This window comes from Psychrobacter sp. 1176_08 (assembly GCF_052850615.1).
Window position 1 is genome coordinate 391,373 of sequence record NZ_VXCU01000002.1, and the last position, 17,337, is coordinate 408,709.

13 protein-coding genes and 1 tRNA gene are annotated in these 17,337 nt (G+C 41.7%); 8 read left to right on the plus strand and 6 right to left on the minus strand.

What is annotated here, in order from left to right:
• Window positions 1-181 precede the first annotated feature (181 nt).
• The 4 genes from eno (at window position 182) to FW759_RS04325 (ending at window position 3,857) form a co-directional block, all read left to right on the plus strand.
• Window positions 182-1,498 carry a phosphopyruvate hydratase gene (gene eno / locus FW759_RS04310; protein WP_062845212.1) on the plus strand — a complete coding sequence of 439 codons (1,317 nt, stop codon included), beginning with the start codon at window positions 182-184 and terminating at the stop codon, window positions 1,496-1,498.
• 131 nt (window positions 1,499-1,629) lie between these two features.
• Window positions 1,630-1,938, plus strand: a complete 309-nt coding sequence (locus tag FW759_RS04315) for an FtsB family cell division protein (RefSeq protein WP_062845982.1) — start codon at window positions 1,630-1,632, stop codon at window positions 1,936-1,938.
• 138 nt (window positions 1,939-2,076) lie between these two features.
• Window positions 2,077-2,826 carry a 2-C-methyl-D-erythritol 4-phosphate cytidylyltransferase gene (gene ispD, locus FW759_RS04320; RefSeq protein ID WP_446442301.1) on the plus strand — a complete coding sequence of 250 codons (750 nt, stop codon included), beginning with the start codon at window positions 2,077-2,079 and terminating at the stop codon, window positions 2,824-2,826.
• Window positions 2,827-3,248: 422 nt separating this feature from the next.
• Window positions 3,249-3,857: a BLUF domain-containing protein gene (locus tag FW759_RS04325; protein ID WP_095569992.1), complete on the plus strand. Its 609-nt coding sequence runs from the start codon at window positions 3,249-3,251 to the stop codon at window positions 3,855-3,857.
• Between the two features lie 327 nt (window positions 3,858-4,184).
• Here the strand turns inward: FW759_RS04325 and FW759_RS04330 are convergent.
• The 3 genes from FW759_RS04330 to pyrC form a co-directional block, all read right to left on the minus strand.
• Window positions 4,185-4,260, minus strand: a tRNA-Glu gene (locus tag FW759_RS04330).
• 388 nt (window positions 4,261-4,648) lie between these two features.
• Window positions 4,649-5,428: a ribonuclease T gene (gene rnt, locus FW759_RS04335; RefSeq protein WP_446442302.1), complete on the minus strand. Its 780-nt coding sequence runs from the start codon at window positions 5,426-5,428 to the stop codon at window positions 4,649-4,651.
• Between the two features lie 139 nt (window positions 5,429-5,567).
• Window positions 5,568-6,638, minus strand: coding sequence for a dihydroorotase (gene pyrC / locus FW759_RS04340; protein ID WP_446442303.1), 1,071 nt, complete (start codon window positions 6,636-6,638; stop codon window positions 5,568-5,570).
• 326 nt (window positions 6,639-6,964) lie between these two features.
• On the opposite strand from pyrC, the gene FW759_RS04345 reads away from it, so the two are divergent.
• The gene (locus tag FW759_RS04345) at window positions 6,965-8,203 is read left to right on the plus strand and encodes an argininosuccinate synthase (protein WP_443566279.1); all 1,239 of its coding nucleotides are present in this window, start codon (window positions 6,965-6,967) and stop codon (window positions 8,201-8,203) included.
• Between the two features lie 139 nt (window positions 8,204-8,342).
• Here the strand turns inward: FW759_RS04345 and FW759_RS04350 are convergent, their stop codons facing one another.
• A complete protein-coding gene (locus FW759_RS04350; RefSeq protein WP_446442304.1) occupies window positions 8,343-9,608 on the minus strand; it encodes a hypothetical protein in 1,266 nt (421 codons plus the stop codon).
• Window positions 9,609-9,745: 137 nt separating this feature from the next.
• On the opposite strand from FW759_RS04350, the gene FW759_RS04355 reads away from it, so the two are divergent.
• Window positions 9,746-10,261, plus strand: a complete 516-nt coding sequence (locus FW759_RS04355) for a L,D-transpeptidase family protein (RefSeq protein WP_446442305.1) — start codon at window positions 9,746-9,748, stop codon at window positions 10,259-10,261.
• A 127-nt stretch (window positions 10,262-10,388) separates the two neighbouring features.
• On the opposite strand, the gene FW759_RS04360 is transcribed toward FW759_RS04355, so the two are convergent.
• Window positions 10,389-12,014 (minus strand): CYTH and CHAD domain-containing protein, encoded by a 1,626-nt coding sequence (locus tag FW759_RS04360; protein ID WP_446442306.1) that lies wholly within the window; start codon window positions 12,012-12,014, stop codon window positions 10,389-10,391.
• A 131-nt stretch (window positions 12,015-12,145) separates the two neighbouring features.
• Window positions 12,146-13,732 (minus strand): isocitrate lyase, encoded by a 1,587-nt coding sequence (locus FW759_RS04365; RefSeq protein WP_095569997.1) that lies wholly within the window; start codon window positions 13,730-13,732, stop codon window positions 12,146-12,148.
• A 770-nt stretch (window positions 13,733-14,502) separates the two neighbouring features.
• Here FW759_RS04365 and FW759_RS04370 point away from each other — a divergent pair.
• Entirely contained in the window at window positions 14,503-15,492 is a 990-nt protein-coding gene (locus FW759_RS04370) for a LysR family transcriptional regulator (RefSeq protein WP_062845203.1), read from the plus strand.
• A gap of 365 nt (window positions 15,493-15,857) precedes the next feature.
• Window positions 15,858-17,240: an aldehyde dehydrogenase family protein gene (locus tag FW759_RS04375; RefSeq protein ID WP_131392462.1), complete on the plus strand. Its 1,383-nt coding sequence runs from the start codon at window positions 15,858-15,860 to the stop codon at window positions 17,238-17,240.
• The last annotated feature ends 97 nt before the right edge of the window (window positions 17,241-17,337 follow it).

Here is a 17,337-nt window from a genome sequence, read left to right on the forward strand (position 1 = left end):
TATAGCTGGCTGTCATGGTACTAAACAGCGTTTAGATGCTGCTTAAACGGACCAATTTTGCCAATGCGAAAGACGGTCTTAGATATAGGTGCTATAGGGCAGTTTGCTTTAACTTTTTTGTATTCTATTTGCCGTTATTTATCCCATAAACTTGGCATGACCAAAGGAATTAACAGACATTATGTACGCTGAAGAAACCAACAACGTCACCGCAATTAAAGACATTCGCGCTCGTGAGATTTTAGACTCGCGCGGTAACCCAACGATTGAAGCTGATGTTATTTTAGCTGACGGTACCATTGGTCGTGCTGCTGCTCCAAGTGGGGCATCTACAGGTTCACGTGAGGCACTAGAGCTGCGTGATGGCGATCAAACTCGTTACATGGGTAAGGGCGTTAAAAAAGCCGTTGCCAACGTCAATAGCCAGATTCGCAGTGCGTTGATGGACAAAGACGTGACCGAGCAGCAAGGCATTGATGATGCCATGATTGCATTAGATGGCACAGAGAATAAAGACAGCCTTGGTGCTAACGCTATGTTGGCAGTTTCCTTAGCGACAGCCAAAGCCGCTGCAAAATCACAGAGTCTGCCGCTGCATCAATATATTGCCAATTTGCGCAATCAGACGTCGCTCACGATGCCTGTACCAATGATGAACATCCTAAACGGTGGCGAGCACGCAGACAATACTGTTGATATTCAAGAATTTATGATTGAGCCTGTAGGCTTCACGAACTTTTCAGAAGCGCTACGAGCGGGTACAGAGATTTTTCATAGCTTAAAGTCTGTTTTAAAGTCTCAAGGCTTAAATACAGCGGTCGGCGATGAAGGCGGTTTTGCACCCAACTTACGCAGTAATGAAGAAGCCATTACGGTAATTTTGCAAGCGATTGAGCAAGTCGGTTATAAAGCAGGTGAAGATATCCATCTTGCTCTAGACTGTGCGGCCAGTGAGTTCTATAAGAATGGTCAGTATGTTTTGGCGGGCGAAGGCAACAAAGCGTTTGATAGCCAAGGTTTCTCAGACTATCTAGTAGGATTGGCACGTCAATATCCTATTATTTCTATCGAAGACGGTCTTGATGAGTCAGATTGGGATGGTTGGAAGTATTTGACCGAACAAATTGGTGATAAAGTCCAGTTAGTCGGTGATGATTTATTTGTGACCAATCCTACGATCTTGCAAGAAGGCATTGATAAGCACATTGCCAATGCGATTTTGATTAAGTTCAATCAGATTGGTACCTTATCAGAGACGCTAGATGCGATCTATCTGGCAAAGAAAAATGGCTATGCGACTATTATTTCGCACCGCTCAGGTGAGACTGAAGACAGCACCATTGCAGATTTAGCCGTTGGTACTGCTGCAGGTCAAATCAAAACAGGTTCATTGTGCCGCTCAGACCGCGTTGCAAAATACAATCAGTTGTTACGTATTGAGCAGCAAGTACGTGCAAGCTATCGTGGCCGTGAAGAGTTTATCGGTCTGCGTGGTTAAGAAGCAAGTTTATAGCTAATGTTAGGCGATAAGGACTCATTGATATGAGGATATATCGCTTAGCAGTTTTAGCTAATAATAAGCTTGGCTTACTTTTATTTTAAAAATTTTCTGTTGTTTGGCGTGATTACATGAAATACTTTAGCCAATTTATGTTACTTGCTTTAGCGGTTGCAGTGCTGTTAGGACTGCAATATCAGTATTGGCTGGGTGAGAATGGACGATCTGGGCATAATAAATTATTAACTCAGATTGAAGAGCAGCAGCACCTAAATGATAATCAAGTCGCTGCTAATAATTTATTACGTACGGATGTCTATGACCTCAAAAACGGTCTAGAGGCAGTTGAAGAGCATGCCCGCTTGGACTTAGGATTGATTAAACCAAACGAGACGTTTGTTCAGGTATCTACTGCGCCAACGACACATACTCGTTATTAATCTACCAAGATACGACAATACTATAAGGCACTCTATTTCTTACAGTAGCGGTGTATTTCGTATGTAATTCTATCCTAGCTTTTACTCACATTTCTTTTTAATCATACTGTCATGGGCCACAGCCCTAAGTATTATCTTATGAATCCTCTTCCTCGCACCTATGCCATGATTGTCGCTGCTGGCCGTGGTAGCCGCTTTGGCGCATCCGTTGCCAAACAATATACTCAGTTACAAGACCAGACATTGCTACAGCTTAGTGTGGCAAGACTTGCGAGTAGCAAGTATATCAATCAATGTTTATTGGTGGTGGCCGAAGATGATATCACGGCACGAACACTCGACTTTGCCATACCTGTTTATTATGCTATTGGCGGTGCTGAGCGTTGGCAATCGGTTCAAGCAGGAGTGTCAGCGATTGGGATTACAGGGGCTGATGACTCAGACTTGGTACTGATTCACGATGCGGCACGTCCAGCTGTACCTAGTCATGACATTGATCAAGTCATTGAAGCTGCATTGCTAGAGCCTTATGGTGCTATCTTAGCAACCCCAGTAGCGGACACTCTCAAAACCTCGTATATCAAGTCTGTAACTACAGACAATCTATCAGATAAAAATAATCAGCGCTATTATGCCCAACGTACTATAGATAGAGGCAGCATGTGGCAAGCACAAACGCCGCAAGTATTTCGATTGGGAGCGCTTAAAAAAGTATTGGATTATGTGGCTGAGCATCAACTCACTATCACAGATGAAGCCAGTGCTTTTGAGTATTTAGACTTACCCATCCGTCTTGTTACTGGCAGTCGCCAAAACATCAAGCTTACTTATCCTGACGATGCTTTATTGCTATCCGCCATCCTTACCGCTCAATCTGACCAGCCCTAATGTACTTTAAATAACGGTAGACTTCTCTTACCCTAAATTGTCTAAGTTGACGCGATATAGATACGATTTGAATCTGTGTCGAATTTTGTCTCATTCAATAATCGCGTTTCAAACAATTAATGTTTTGTCATCATTTTTAGAAAATAATGTTTGCTCAAGCAGCTAATAGCTGTCAAAATCAATAATATGTTTTTTCTAAAAAAATGTTTACTTATAACACTTACCAATTTTATATAATCATAAGTTGCTTTGATGACGAAATTAGCCTATGATGTAACCAACTTAATACAATTAATATAAACATTTATAAAATCAATAATATACCAAACCGATTTGATACATTCAAAGGTTTAGTTTCTATGTTTTTTCTAAAGTTATTATAGTTGTCTTAGCTACATTTACCTGATTATAGGGGAAGCTGATTGTCAACATTCAATGATTCTACAAGCCCAGTAACGCCAGATCTCTGCCAGCTTGTATATCTGAGCCATATTACTTCGACTGGCCTGTCAAATGCCAGCACGCTTAATGACATTGCAGAAGTCGCTATTGAGCGTAATACAATAGAAAATATTACTGGTATTCTTTGCTACGGCAATGGCTACTTCTTACAGTGTGTAGAGGGCTCTGAAGCAGCCCTGACCAATCTTAAAAATCGCCTGATATTGGATGATCGCCATAAAGATTTAAAAATACTGGATTTTTCAGCAATTACTGAGCGTCGTTTTTCTGGTTGGTCTTTACGTTCTATCACGCTCGAGCGTTGGATGACAAATGAGCCTAGACTTAAATCGTTTATGCCATTTAAGCCTGACAGTTGGGACTCTAATGAACACAAGGAATTTTTAGATATTTTGAAAGACTATTACGATGAGCAGTTAGAAAGCGGTGATATCGACACCCAACCTATCAAATACAGTACGTTAGGTCTCACCTTAGGTAAAGTAGTAGGGCAGCACCAAGCATTCTTGTTGATCCAAGCCATCTTGGGTGGATTGATTATACTAGCACTCATTTGGCTAATGTTATAAAAGAGGGTGTGGTTGTTTTTACAAGAAAATAGTATCTACTCATAAAAGCCAGCATTTAATGCTGGCTTTTTTAATGAACGTTATAATAATGACATCAAAGGCGTCAATCTAAATTCAAACATAACAAGCGTTTGAACACTGATAATAGCGACATTAATCGTTATATACATGGAATCGCTTAAACTAAATTCTGAAATCGTAATTATAAAACTTGCGAATATAAAAAAGCCCACATCACAGTATATTGTGATGTGGGCTTTTGATGGTACGCTTATTAGTCTGATTTGATGCTTGGTAGCAATTTTGCTAATAAGTGACGCCGAATAGTGGCGTCCCCAGGGGGATTCGAACCCCCGTTACCGCCGTGAAAGGGCGGTGTCCTAGGCCTCTAGACGATGGGGACTAGTAACAACACTTCAACTGCTTTCACCATTTATGCTGAAGTGGTGCGTATTCTAATAGCCTCTGCGTTTTCTGTCAAGACTTTTTTTCCGCCTTTTTGCAATTAAATATCTTTTTTTGAGTGCGCGACGAGGATGTAGGTCTTTACGCTTTAAATGATACCGAATCCATAAAGAAGTACAAGTACTGATAGTCAGCGCGAGCAACATATAACCGATGATGGTGCCCCATAACTTAAATTGTGGATCCATGATAACGTCCCTCCCATTAAGTCTGCATATTTTTCTTCGCTCAAACCAGTGCTGCCAACTTAGACCTCTATAAAATTATTAAGTATTACAAATAGCATTATTATGCGTGGTTAGCAATATATGATGTGTGAGAGTGCCTCATTCCTCTTCATTATCTGCTGATGACTCTTTGGTAGGCTCAGCATGCATCATATTCGATAGCATGGGATAATGATTGAGAATGTAGCAGAATAGCTCAGCTGTCTTTTGTGTGTCATATAGCGCCGAGTGTGCATCTTTACCATCAAAATCCAGTCCTGCGGCTTTACAAGCGCGTGCTAATACAGTTTGACCAAATGCCAGTGCTGATAATGTAACGGTATCAAACACTGAAAAATTATGAAAAGGGTTATGGCTTTTACTATTGGTACGTAGTACTGCGGCATTCAAAAAAGACAAATCAAAGTGCGCGTTGTGTCCGATTAAGACGCATTGACGGCAGTCTTCTGCGCGGCGTACTTCTTTTAGTCCCTTAAAAATACGGCGTAAGGCTGTTTTTTCATCTTCAGCAATTGCTTTACGCATCGGATTGGTCGGGTCGATACCTGTAAAGGCAAGAGCGCTTGGCTCTAAGTTTGCACCTTCAAACGGCTCGATATGAGCATTAAACGCATCGCCCGGATAAAACACGCCTTCTTCATTTAATAAGATAGGAATACAGGCAATTTCTAACAACGCATCCGTTTGTGCATTAAAACCTGCTGTCTCTACATCAACCACGACTGGCAAAAACTTACGAAAGCGGTCTTTTAAGCTCAGTGGCGCTTGTTCTTCTGTTGCAGCATCTTCAGTAAGGATACTTGAGTCGTTATCAGGTTTGCTATTTAAGTGGTGTGTTGAATGGGTATCAGGTAAGGCGGCATCATTTTGAATGGTCATATCAGGTTAAATCGCTTTTATCAGTCGTACTGTTATATTAAATAAACAAAGAGATATCCTACGATAAAAGTCATATTCCTTTATATAAGGAGATTGCTCCTATCGTAGGATAAAGTAAAAATATCTTACTAAGTTTGCTTTACGCTTTGATAGACCAAGGTAACGTTTCACCAGCCATAAGTGGCGTTAGTGAACCGCCGTCAAAATAAGGATAACTTGCAGGTACTTGCATTGGCGTATTGACAAGCGTTATTTTACTTTCGTTTAGGGGTAGGCCATAAAACTGCGCCCCAAAACGACTGGCAAAGCCCTCTAGCTTATCTATCTTGCCCACACTATCAAAAGCGGTGGCATATAATGGTAAAGCAGTCTCAGCACTGTAACAGCCAGCACAACCGCACGCCGCTTCTTTTTTGTCTGTCGCGTGCGGGGCGGAGTCAGTTCCTAAAAAGAACTTAGGATTGCCACTTGTTGCAACGTCTAACAAAACTTTCTGATGACTTTCACGCTTCAAAATAGGTAAGCAATAAAAGTGTGGTTTGATGCCACCGACCAACATATGGTTGCGGTTAAACATTAAGTGTTGCGGTGTGATAGTAGCAGCAATATGATTGCCTTGAGCCAATACAAAGTCTGCCGCATCACTTGTGGTAATGTGCTCCATGACGATTTTTAATGTAGGGAATTTGGCAATAATTTGTCCCAATACTTCGTCCAAAAAGCGCTTCTCGCGGTCAAAAATATCCACATGATCTTGAGTCACTTCACCATGGAGTAGCAGGGGCAGATTGTACTTTTCTAACGCTTCAAAGACATCAACACAGGCATTAATGTTAGTCACACCATCAGATGAGTTGGTCGTGGCTCCAGCAGGGTACAGTTTGACTGCCTGAACGATTCCTGACTTAGCCGCTGTTTCGATATCTTGTGCCGTCGTATTGTCTGTCAAATACAAAGTCATGCGTGGATCAAACGCTGTTTTTCGCTCAGCACTCAGATCACTGGCTTGTAAATGCGCCAAGATGCGAGTGCGATAGGCAAGTGCCTCATCAGCGTTCTTAACGGGTGGTACTAGGTTTGGCATACAAATTACGCGATTAAAGCTATTGGCTGCATGCGGTACAGTAGTGCTCAACGCTTTGCCATCACGCAGGTGAATATGCCAATCGTCTGGCTGGAGGAGGGTCAACTCTCTAATCGAATCAGTCATAATGTCGTCGCGCTCTATATCGTCATATATGGAAGTAAAAAGGAGGGAGTACTGTAGTGCTATCATAACAGATTTGCCTACTTGACTAAATATGCGACCAAATATAGGTAGATAATTCGTTTAGCTGTCTTTTATGTATCTTTATGACATATGGTTTTGACAAAGTCGTCCAAAATGTAATGCTTGAATTTAAACCAAAAGCGAGCGCCTAATGGCAGTTAGACTTTTGCCTATAGTAAATATGATGTACACTGAGCAAGTAATTCATCTTTTGATTCAACCTTAGCGCTTTCCCTAACGCTACATTCTCATAATAGGAGTTGTTCATGGCTCAGCTTGATCCAAAAAATATTAATAAAATCGTATTGGCATATTCAGGTGGCCTTGATACCTCAATTATCGCTAAATGGCTACAAGAAACTTATGATGCCGAAGTGATTACCTTTACCGCTGACATCGGTCAAGGTGAAGAAGTCGAGCCAGCCCGAGCTAAAGCCAAGGCCATGGGTATTAAAAATATTCACATCGAAGATTTGCGCGAAGAGTTTGCTCGTGACTATGTGTTCCCAATGTTCCGTGCCAATGCCATTTATGAAGGCGAGTACTTACTAGGTACTTCTATCGCGCGCCCATTGATTGCTAAGCGCTTGGTTGAAATTGCTAAAGAACACAATGCCGATGCCATCAGTCATGGCGCGACGGGTAAAGGCAATGACCAAGTACGTTTTGAGCTGGGTGCAGTTGCTTTGTCACCAGATGTGGTAACGATTGCGCCTTGGCGTGAGTGGGATTTGTCTAGCCGTGAAAGCTTGATGCAATATGCCAAAGAGCATGACATTGCGATTGATTATGCAGGTAGCACAAAAAAATCTCCTTACTCAATGGATGCCAACTTACTTCATATTTCATATGAAGGCGGCGTGCTAGAAGATCCGTATGCTGAAGCCGAAGATGATATGTGGCGCTGGTCAGTCAGTCCAGAGGAAGCACCTGACGAAGCACAATACTTAGAGCTTGAGTATAAAAAAGGCGATATCGTTGCAATCGATGGCGAAGCGCTTAAGCCTTACGAAATCATGATTAAATTAAACGAGATCGGTGGTAAGCACGGTATCGGTCGTTTAGATATCGTTGAAAACCGTTACGTTGGCATGAAGTCACGTGGTTGCTACGAGACGCCAGCTGGCACAATTATGCTAAAAGCGCATCGCGGTATTGAGTCATTGACGCTAGATCGTGAAGCGGCTCACCTAAAAGATGAATTGATGCCACGCTATGCAAAAATCATCTACAATGGTTATTGGTTCAGCCCTGAGCGTATGATGTTGCAAGCATTGATTGACAAGTCTCAAGAGTACGTAAACGGTACTGTGCGTGTCAAACTGTACAAAGGTGCTGTGAGCGTAGTCGGCCGTAAGTCAGATGATTCATTGTTTGACGAAAAAATCGCGACTTTTGAAGATGATGCAGGTGCCTACGACCAAAAGGATGCAGAAGGTTTTATCCGTCTAAATGGTCTCCGTCTTGCTATCGAAGCCAGCCGTGGTCGTGACTTATCAAAATAAGCTTTTACACGACATTATAGTTGAGTAGACGTTAATCAATAAAAACAGAGGTGCTATTTATAGTACTTCTGTTTTTTTATGGGTAATAGATCGTTAGCAAAATGAGTTTTCATTTTTTTTCTTTAGTCGCTATATGGCATCATTTGTCTGTTGCTATTTCTTCAGTACTAGATTCATCATCTACTCTGACAATGGCCACATCTTGCTGCTGACGTTCCTTAATGACTTCCTGCTCTAATACTTCTTCTGTCGCAAGAATGTGACCATTGGACTTTTGAGTCTGATATTTAAGAGTGGCAAGCGCACCCAGCGTACTGATGACGAGGATAATGATAAGAATGACCGGATTTTTCCAAAGCGGCGTTGCGGCATCGTATTCAATCGGTTTTTCACTGATCGTTGCAGGAATGTTGTCGCTGTTACCACCAATCAATCCCAAGTTAACCAGTGGGGGTTTGGGTGGATTGACAGGCTCAGAATTCACGCGTAGTCGGTTGCGACTAAGGTAGATATCAGATATTTTTGCCAACTGTAATAACCAACGTTGATGCGGTAAGGCAATGGCTGGCATGTCTGCAAATACCAACATGTCATTATGGCGTCCTTGCTGTAGATTATCAGGAGAGCGACCGATGGCTTTTAGATAATTGCCTGTTGCCATCTGCATGTCTTGTACAGGTTCCTGATTTTCAGGTTTGAATGAGGTAAGCTCATACCAATAAGTGTCAAAAGCGGGCGGGGTATCTAACAGCTGCTCATCCTTTAGAAGGGGTAGATCAGAAGCGTTTTGTTCTGTGTCCAAACTACTCTCTAATAGTGTGGATTGTTCTATGCTATCAGGGCTGACGGCTACCGATTCAGCTAATGCTAAATTTGGCTGACTCACATCAAAACGTTTCGCTGACAAAAACTGTGGCTGCAAGGCAAACCACTTATTAATCTCATCATGATCAAGTTGACTGTACTCTGTCAAAATAGCCAATTCACGCAGCACGACCACACACAAGGATGTCAATAAAATTTGAACTTGCGGTATTTTTGCATCAATGTTTGAGGCGATGTGTTCACTGGCTTTGATTACGCATTCATTGTCATGAAAGATAGCATCGGCGGCGTCCTGACGATGGTATAACGTCGCATTGATGGTCACAAAATTCATAGAATTGTATTGCCGCAGTTCTTTGACCGCTGAGCGACCAAATAGTTTTTTACTGACGGCTTGCCCTTTATGATGCTGTTGATAAACAAGTAAGGCGCTTACAATAGCCTGTAAACTGGCATCCATGGCTAGACGAGCTTGAGGGAGTGAAAGCTGCGCCGCATCTGCCAATAGTGAGAGCATAGGCTTGGTATCTTGATATAGAAAATCATACATCGACACACGTGTCGGTGAAATAGTCGTCATAATCTGCTAGCATCAAAAAGTGTGCCTCTATCTTACGGTGCCAAAAGCCTGGTTACAATCCCTTGATAATAGAAATTTTCACAGATTTTTATCAAAAATGTCGTAAGTCATACTATCGATAACCACTGGACGTGTTTATGAATTATCATCAAAACTCTGATAAACAATTAATCATCAATATTGCTGAGCAAACATTGACGGTATATCAGCAACAAAAAAAAATACTAAAGTACCCAGTCTCTACGGCTAAAAACGGCATTGGTAGCCAAGAAGATAGTGGTTGTACGCCGTTAGGTCAGCATGTCATTGCAAAAAAAATAGGGGGTGACTCTCCTATAAGCTCTGTGTTTGTTGGACGTGTACCTACGGGTGAGAGATATGATGCAGTGCTTGGCGAGCTATATCCTGAGCGTGATTGGATACTGAGCCGTATCTTATGGTTAAGTGGTCTTGAGGAGGGTGTAAATAAAGGCAGCAACGCTAAAGGCGTGTGTGATACTTATCAGCGCTACATTTATATTCATGGAACCCCAGACACCGAGCCGATGGGTGTACCACTCTCACATGGCTGTGTACGTATGCGCAATGAAGACATCGTTGAGCTGTTTGAACAGGTAGAAGAGGGCATGTCCGTGACTATCATGGCGGGTTAAACTGAGTTTAGGCAATCAAATATTAAGCAGCAAATAACACTTAGCGACAAATAGTACTTAAAAAAAGACAGCTCCTATAAAAGAAGCTGTCTTTTTTATAGCATGGGTTATTTATCCATATCTATATTTACCAAAACTTTTTTCCATCTTTTAGTTTCGTTAAACGTTTTTCAGCACGTTGGTGGTCTTTTTCTAAGGCAGCTATTATCCAACCTGCGCCATATAACGCGTTGCTGTCCGATGCGGATTTTAGCTGATAACGCTGCTGGTATTGTGTATAAGCCTGATATTTATTCAAGGCTTTTTGCGCTTTTGTCAGATTCTTGAGCCAAAGCTTGGTTTTCTTTTTAGACGGTTTTTTATGAAATACTGGTGCAGAAAGTTCACTCATATAGCGTAGTGTTTTTAGTTGACGGTACAATTCATATTGAGGATGCTCTTCATCGCTACTTTTTGAATCATCGCTTTTCATTTCTGAAATTTCTGCTTCTAAGCTTTGTGTATCGTCAATCTCACTATTTTCTATATCATCACGTTTTTTATAAAGGTTGAGCAAGTCTTTGTATTGCTGAGACAGAATTTTAGCCAGCTTATCGATGGCCAGTTTGTCATTTTGAGGTTCCAGTTTTGGATCGCTCATGGTGAAGGCTATCAGCTCTAGCAATATCAGCTGAAAGTCATTGGCTTTTACCGCATCCATTGGCTTGATTTTGAGCGTATCAATGTCTGTCGTCCAGTCAGTGGCAGGCGCGCCGAGTTCTTGCAACTGGGGTTCGAGGTGTTCTGCTAGATATGTCAGCTCACGATAGTCATCAAGTAGGGTCAAGGTTTGCTTTAGAATAGGCTGCCAATCAGGATTGATCTCATCAGAGAAGCTTGCAAATGCTGTTATTGCCGTCAGCAAACGGTCGATACCAATGTAAAACTGCAAGACATGCTCATGGTCAGTACTACCGGCGACGATGGCACTGCTGTTGGGTAGAATTTGGAGGAGGCAGTTATGGACAGCTGCGCGCACAAAAGTAGGCAGGCTGGTTTTTCGACTGACGTTTAGCTCATTAAGATTTGCGCCAACCGCCTGGCTATGAGATTGCCCCTTAATTAGTAGCCCACCGCGCTCAGCTTTGGTCACGGTAGAGAGACTGAGCTTATAGCGTTTGCACCACGCTTTGGCTGTTGTAAATAAAAAGTCTAAATCACCTGATATCAATTCAAACTCAATTTCTTGAATGGCTTCTCGTTGGGTGTCGTCCTCACCATGGATAAGTTCTCCTTGATCATAAGCGACCTCGATACAGTTATCTGTACTATCCTCAAGGCCATCACTGTTCTTTTCTGTTAGAAACCGTGTGGTGCGTTGTACATCGGTGACATACCGTTGTGTCAGCTTTTTGGCCAACTCTTTAAGCTTGAAGCCATCAAAAGCAGCGGCAGCGGGCGTATCTTTATAAATGCTTAAATCAGGCATGAGCGCATTGTTATCGAGCATTGCCTGTACCTGTTCGTTATCTAGTATGGCGTTATGTTCTAGACGTGCTGCAATACCATCGCCGCCAGCTTTGAGGGTTTGTACCCAAGCATCCCCTTCTTTGCGAATACGCAAACCAATACCTGCTTTGGCTAGCTGCTGGTCAAGAGTGTCGTAATAATGCGCCGCCAGTTGCGTCAGCTTTGAAGATTTGACTTGTACTTGACGCATCAACCCTTTTAGTCGTGATTCTGGCACCAAAAACTTCAGCTCTATCTCTTGCATAATGGCTCCTAGTAATTCTGAATAATGATTATTAGTCTACCACTCTATGAGTGTTTAAACCGCAACAAAAAAGCCGCTCTATCTTAAGTAGAGCGGCTTTTTTTGTAACGTAGGATTATAGATATTGGTAATTAGAACTGGTTCATCGTGTTTTTGCCGCCGCCTGCTTTTAGCGCGTTGTCACCTGAGAAAATCTCTTTGTGATCATCACCAAGGTCAGAACCTGCCATTGCTTGATGTTTAACACAAGCGATGCCTTCACGGATTTCTTTACGTTGTACGCCAGCTGCATAAGCAAGCATACCTTCTTCACCAAAGTAGCCTTTAGCAAGCTCGTGCACGCTTAGAGCGGTAGTATGATAGGTCGGTAGTGTGATTAGATGATGGAATACACCTGCTTCGCGTGACGCATCACGTTGGAAGTTCTTAGCGGCGATGTCAGCCGCTGCATCAAGCTCAGTACCGTCATAATCAGCACTCATTAAGTCCGCTTTATTGTATGCCGAGATGTCTTTGCCTTCTTCTTCCCACTGAGCGATGACTTGCTTACGGAAATTAAGCGTCCAGTTGAATGATGGGCTGTTGTTGTATACCAATTTCGCTTTTGGCTGCTGCTCTTTGATACGGTCAACCATCATTTTGATGTGTTCTACGTCTGGAGTTGGTGTTTCGATCCATAGTAAATCCGCACCGTTTTCTAGCGCAGTCACACAGTCAAGTACAACACGGTCAATGTTGGTCTCTTCACGGAACTGGTACAAGCCGTTTGGTAGACGAACGGGACGTACTAGTTTGCCGTTATGCTTAAGTAAGCTGTCATTTTCTTTTGCATCTTCAAGCGTGACTTCTTCCATTTCGATAAAATCGATGTATTTAGAAGCAAGATCGCCTGGCTCATTTGATACTGGGATTTTTTGCGTTAGTGATGCGCCTTCAGAGTCAGTACGAGCAACGATCACACCGTCTTCAACCCCAAGCTCTAAGAAAGCATAACGAATAGCGTTTAGCTTAGAGATGAAGTCTTCATGCGGTACGGTTACTTTACCCGCTTGGTGACCACACTGCTTAGCGTCGGAAACTTGGTTTTCAACCTGAATCGCACAAGCACCCGCTTCAATCATCTGCTTAGTCAATAGGTAAGTGGCTTCTTCATTACCAAAACCTGCATCGATATCAGCGATGATTGGCACTACATGCGAATCAAAGTTTTCGATTTTTTCTAAAATAGCTGAGGTGTCTTGACCTGCTTCTTCAGCAGCGTTTAGCTCACGGAAGTAGTCGTTCAATACTTTGGCATCTGCTTGACGTAAGAACGTGTAAATCTCTTCGATCAGTTTGGGTACTGATGTTTTTTCATGCATAGATTGGTCAGGTAGAGGACCGAACTCAGAGCGTAGGGCCGCTACCATCCAACCTGATAGATAGATGTAGGTTTTGGCTGTAGTACCAAAATATTTTTTCTTAGCGTACATGGTTTGCTGTGCCACAAAGCCATGCCATGCCCCTAAAGACTGGGTATATTGAGACGTATCATTGTCATAATCTTCCATGTCTTGACGCATGATTTTTGCAGTATATTTGGCGATATCCAAACCTGTTTTAAAACGGTTTTGGGACATCATACGTGCTGCATCAGTCTCGCTAATGTTCTGCCAGTTACCGTGCTTTTGCTTTAATTCACGTACTAAGTCGATCGCTGATTTATATGCAGTTGACATCTGTAGTCTCCTTGGTGGGGTATGAAAAACAAATAAATTAAGTGCTAAAATAGTGACAATTGGGTATGACTAAAAAATTCAGTTTTACTAAAAAGTATATATTTAGACTTGCTACGAACGGTATTGACATCTCATTTAGAGCCAGAGTAACCATAAATTATTGGTCAACGTCTTATTTACACTAAACAAACCCAGCCATGAATACAAGGCAATTACTGAACTCAGCAGTTAGAAATAATTAGCGATATATCGAAGAAGATGGGTTGTGTTCGCATATTCTGAGGCGTTTACGCTATTTATCGCCCCATGAGGGCATAACTGACAGTAAGAGATGGTACAATAACGGACAGTTTTGACAATGAGTTGCTGGTCATAAACGCCTTAACTAATAATACTTCTAGTATGAAAACCAACAATATTTTAGTTAAAGTAAATATCCTAATATATTGAATGGTGTCTCAGTCTGTAAAATAGTATCGGCACGCTTACCCAAGTTTTACTGTCTGTGTCACAAATCATCCATGAGACTCACTATAACTGTGTCACCAAGATTTATCTAATTTATGATTATTATCTTTAGTATTTTATTTAATTATAATGTATGTAAAACAGTATCTTACAGTAGGTAATTTGAGTTATAATTGACGAATGCTATATGAATTTGACTGAAAAATAGCAAAATTTCGCTGTGTTAAATTATAAATAACTGAAACAGCACCAAAAATACCAAGTTTTTTATGGTATTTATCCAAAGGCTAAGAGACATATATATGAATTTGCAGCGGGTAGATTTAAACCTATTGGTACATTTAGATGTGTTGCTACGAGAAAAAAACGTCACTCGGGCAGCTGAGCAGCTTGGAATTACCCAACCTGCGATGAGTAATATATTACGTCGTCTTCGAAAGTTATTTAATGACCCATTATTAGTGCGTTCTTCAGAAGGCATGACGCCAACGGAACGCGCCTTGGAATTGCAGCCTCGTATTCGTGAGATACTTGCTGACTTGACACAAGTATTAGAGCCACGCACAGAGTTTCGTCCTTATAGCACCTCGCGTGTCTTTCGTATTATGACGTCAGATTATGCAGAGGCGACATTGGTGCCCAAATTGGTTAAAGCGCTACGTTCTGAAGCGCCCAATGTTATTTTAGACTTTTTGACCCCATCTGACGTCTCTTATCGTGATATGGAGCAGGGTCGAGTGGATTTGGCAATCAATCGCTTTAATGAAATCCCTCAAAGTTTTCATCAAGTATTGGTATGGCGTGATACCTTTAGTTGTTTGCTGTCTTCTGAAAGCCCTTATGCCAATCGCTTTAATTTAAAAAACTATCTAAAAGCCCAGCATGTGTGGGTATCTAAAACGGGTATGGGCGTCGGTTTTGGTGTCAATCCAGAAAAATCTGGTGGTCTTGGCTCTATCGATCAAGCCCTCCAGCGCTTGGGTCAAAAACGTCAAATCAGTGTCTTTACTCGCCATTATCAAATGCCTGCGATGCTTGCCGCCAATAAAGATTTGATTGCAACCTTGCCGACTCGTGTGGCAAGAATGCAGGCCAATAATGACAGTATTATGATGGAAGAGCCGCCATTTTTTATTCCTGAATTTGAGCTAACCATGGCATGGTCACCGTTATTACAGCACCATCCTGCTCATCGCTGGTTGCGTCAGCTCATCATGCATGTGGCTCGTCAGGTGGTCGCAGAAGAAGAAAATCCGCCACAAGATATTCCTGTGACCAATCACTTGTTTTAATGAGACGGCGTTCTTGGGATAACGTGCCCTTTCTGCTTTATCATTAAATAGAAAACCAGCGAACAAGCTGGTTTTTTGTTGTCCAAATTTTATCAAAAAAATATATATTTAAGGCGTAGTTAATAAGACAGTCACATTATTAACATCTTATGCACACTTCTTCATAACTTGTAAAACTACTGCTCATACAGTTTGTTATGATGATTGCACTTTAAGAAAAAAGATACGTACAAGGCTTATTATTAAGCCCAGCAACATTATCTATATTTGTAGAAAGATGCATAATTCATAACTCAATCCTATACATTTCTTAAATAACGAAGCAATTAAACCAATAAAAATTCCTAATAATAAGGGCAAAAGTCATGGCAGATATTACTACGGTAAACCCAGCAACGGGCGAAAATATTAAAGAATACAATTACATGAGTAAAGATGAGGTCAACAAGATTGTTGATGCCTCGCACGAAGCGTTTTTAGAATGGCGTAAAACCAGCCATGAAGAGCGTGCGAAAGTGATCAACTCTATTGGCGATACTCTGATGAAATACAAAGAAGAGTTGTCTAAATTGATGACTGAAGAGCGTGGTAAGCTTTATAGCCAGAGCTTGCAAGAAGTAGATTTGTGTAAAGGCATTTGTGATTATACTGCCAAGAATGGTATTACTGCTCTTGCAGATGATGAGCGCGAAATCGAAAACATGAAAAAGGGTATCGTTACCTATCAGCCTATTGGTGTGATCTACGGTATGCAACCTTGGAACTTTCCAGCATATCAAGTATTCCGTTATACCATCGCCAATCTGATGGCTGGTAACAGTATTTTACTTAAGCATGCAGCAAATGTGACTGGCTCAGGCCTATTGATTGAAAAAATCTTCCACGAGTCTGATTTACCAAATGACTTATTTCGCACTATTTTAATCGATCACGATCAGTCAGAAGAATTGATCGGTCATGACAAAGTACGCGGTGTGACTCTTACAGGTAGTGATGGTGCAGGTAGTATCGTTGGTCAACAAGCTGCAAAAGCCATCAAAAAAGTGGTTCTAGAGTTGGGTTCAAACGATGCATTCATCGTCCTAGAGGATGCCGATTTAGATGTCGCAGTAGAGACTTGTGCTCAAGCGCGTCTGATTAATAATGGTGAAACTTGTGTGGCTGCGAAGCGCTTCATCGTTGTTGATAGCCTTTATGATGACTTCCGTCAGCGCATCGTTGAAAAGTTCGAGAACGTAAAAATAGGCGATCCAATGGATGATGGCTCAAATATTGGCCCATTAGCTCGCAAAGATCTGCAAGAGAAGTTGCATGAGCAAGTAGAAGAAAGTGTGAAAAAAGGCGCTACTATCGCAACAGGTGGTAAGTTACCAGAAGGTAAAGGCAGCTTCTACCCAGCAACTATCTTAGAGAACGTTGAAAAAGGCCAACCTGCTTATGACGACGAATTGTTTGGACCAGTGGCATCACTAATACGTGCCAAAGATCAAGACGATGCTTTGCGTATTGCTAACGACAGCCGTTATGGCTTGGGTGGCGCGATTTTCTCTAAAGATGAAGAGAAAGCGATTCGCCTAGCTCGTGAAGAGTTTGATACAGGTATGGTCTACATCAATGGCTATGGTCTTGCGAACCCAGCACTTCCATTTGGCGGTGTTAAAGACTCAGGTCATGGCCGTGAACATGGTGGATTTGGTATCAAGGAATTTGTCAATATTAAGGCCGTACATGTATTTGATGGTAAATAATGCTTGAAAAGGTAGTACCAATTTTTAATAAATACTGCTTATTAACTTAGATATCAAAAAGCCCAGTCATAAATGACTGGGCTTTTTTTATTTAACT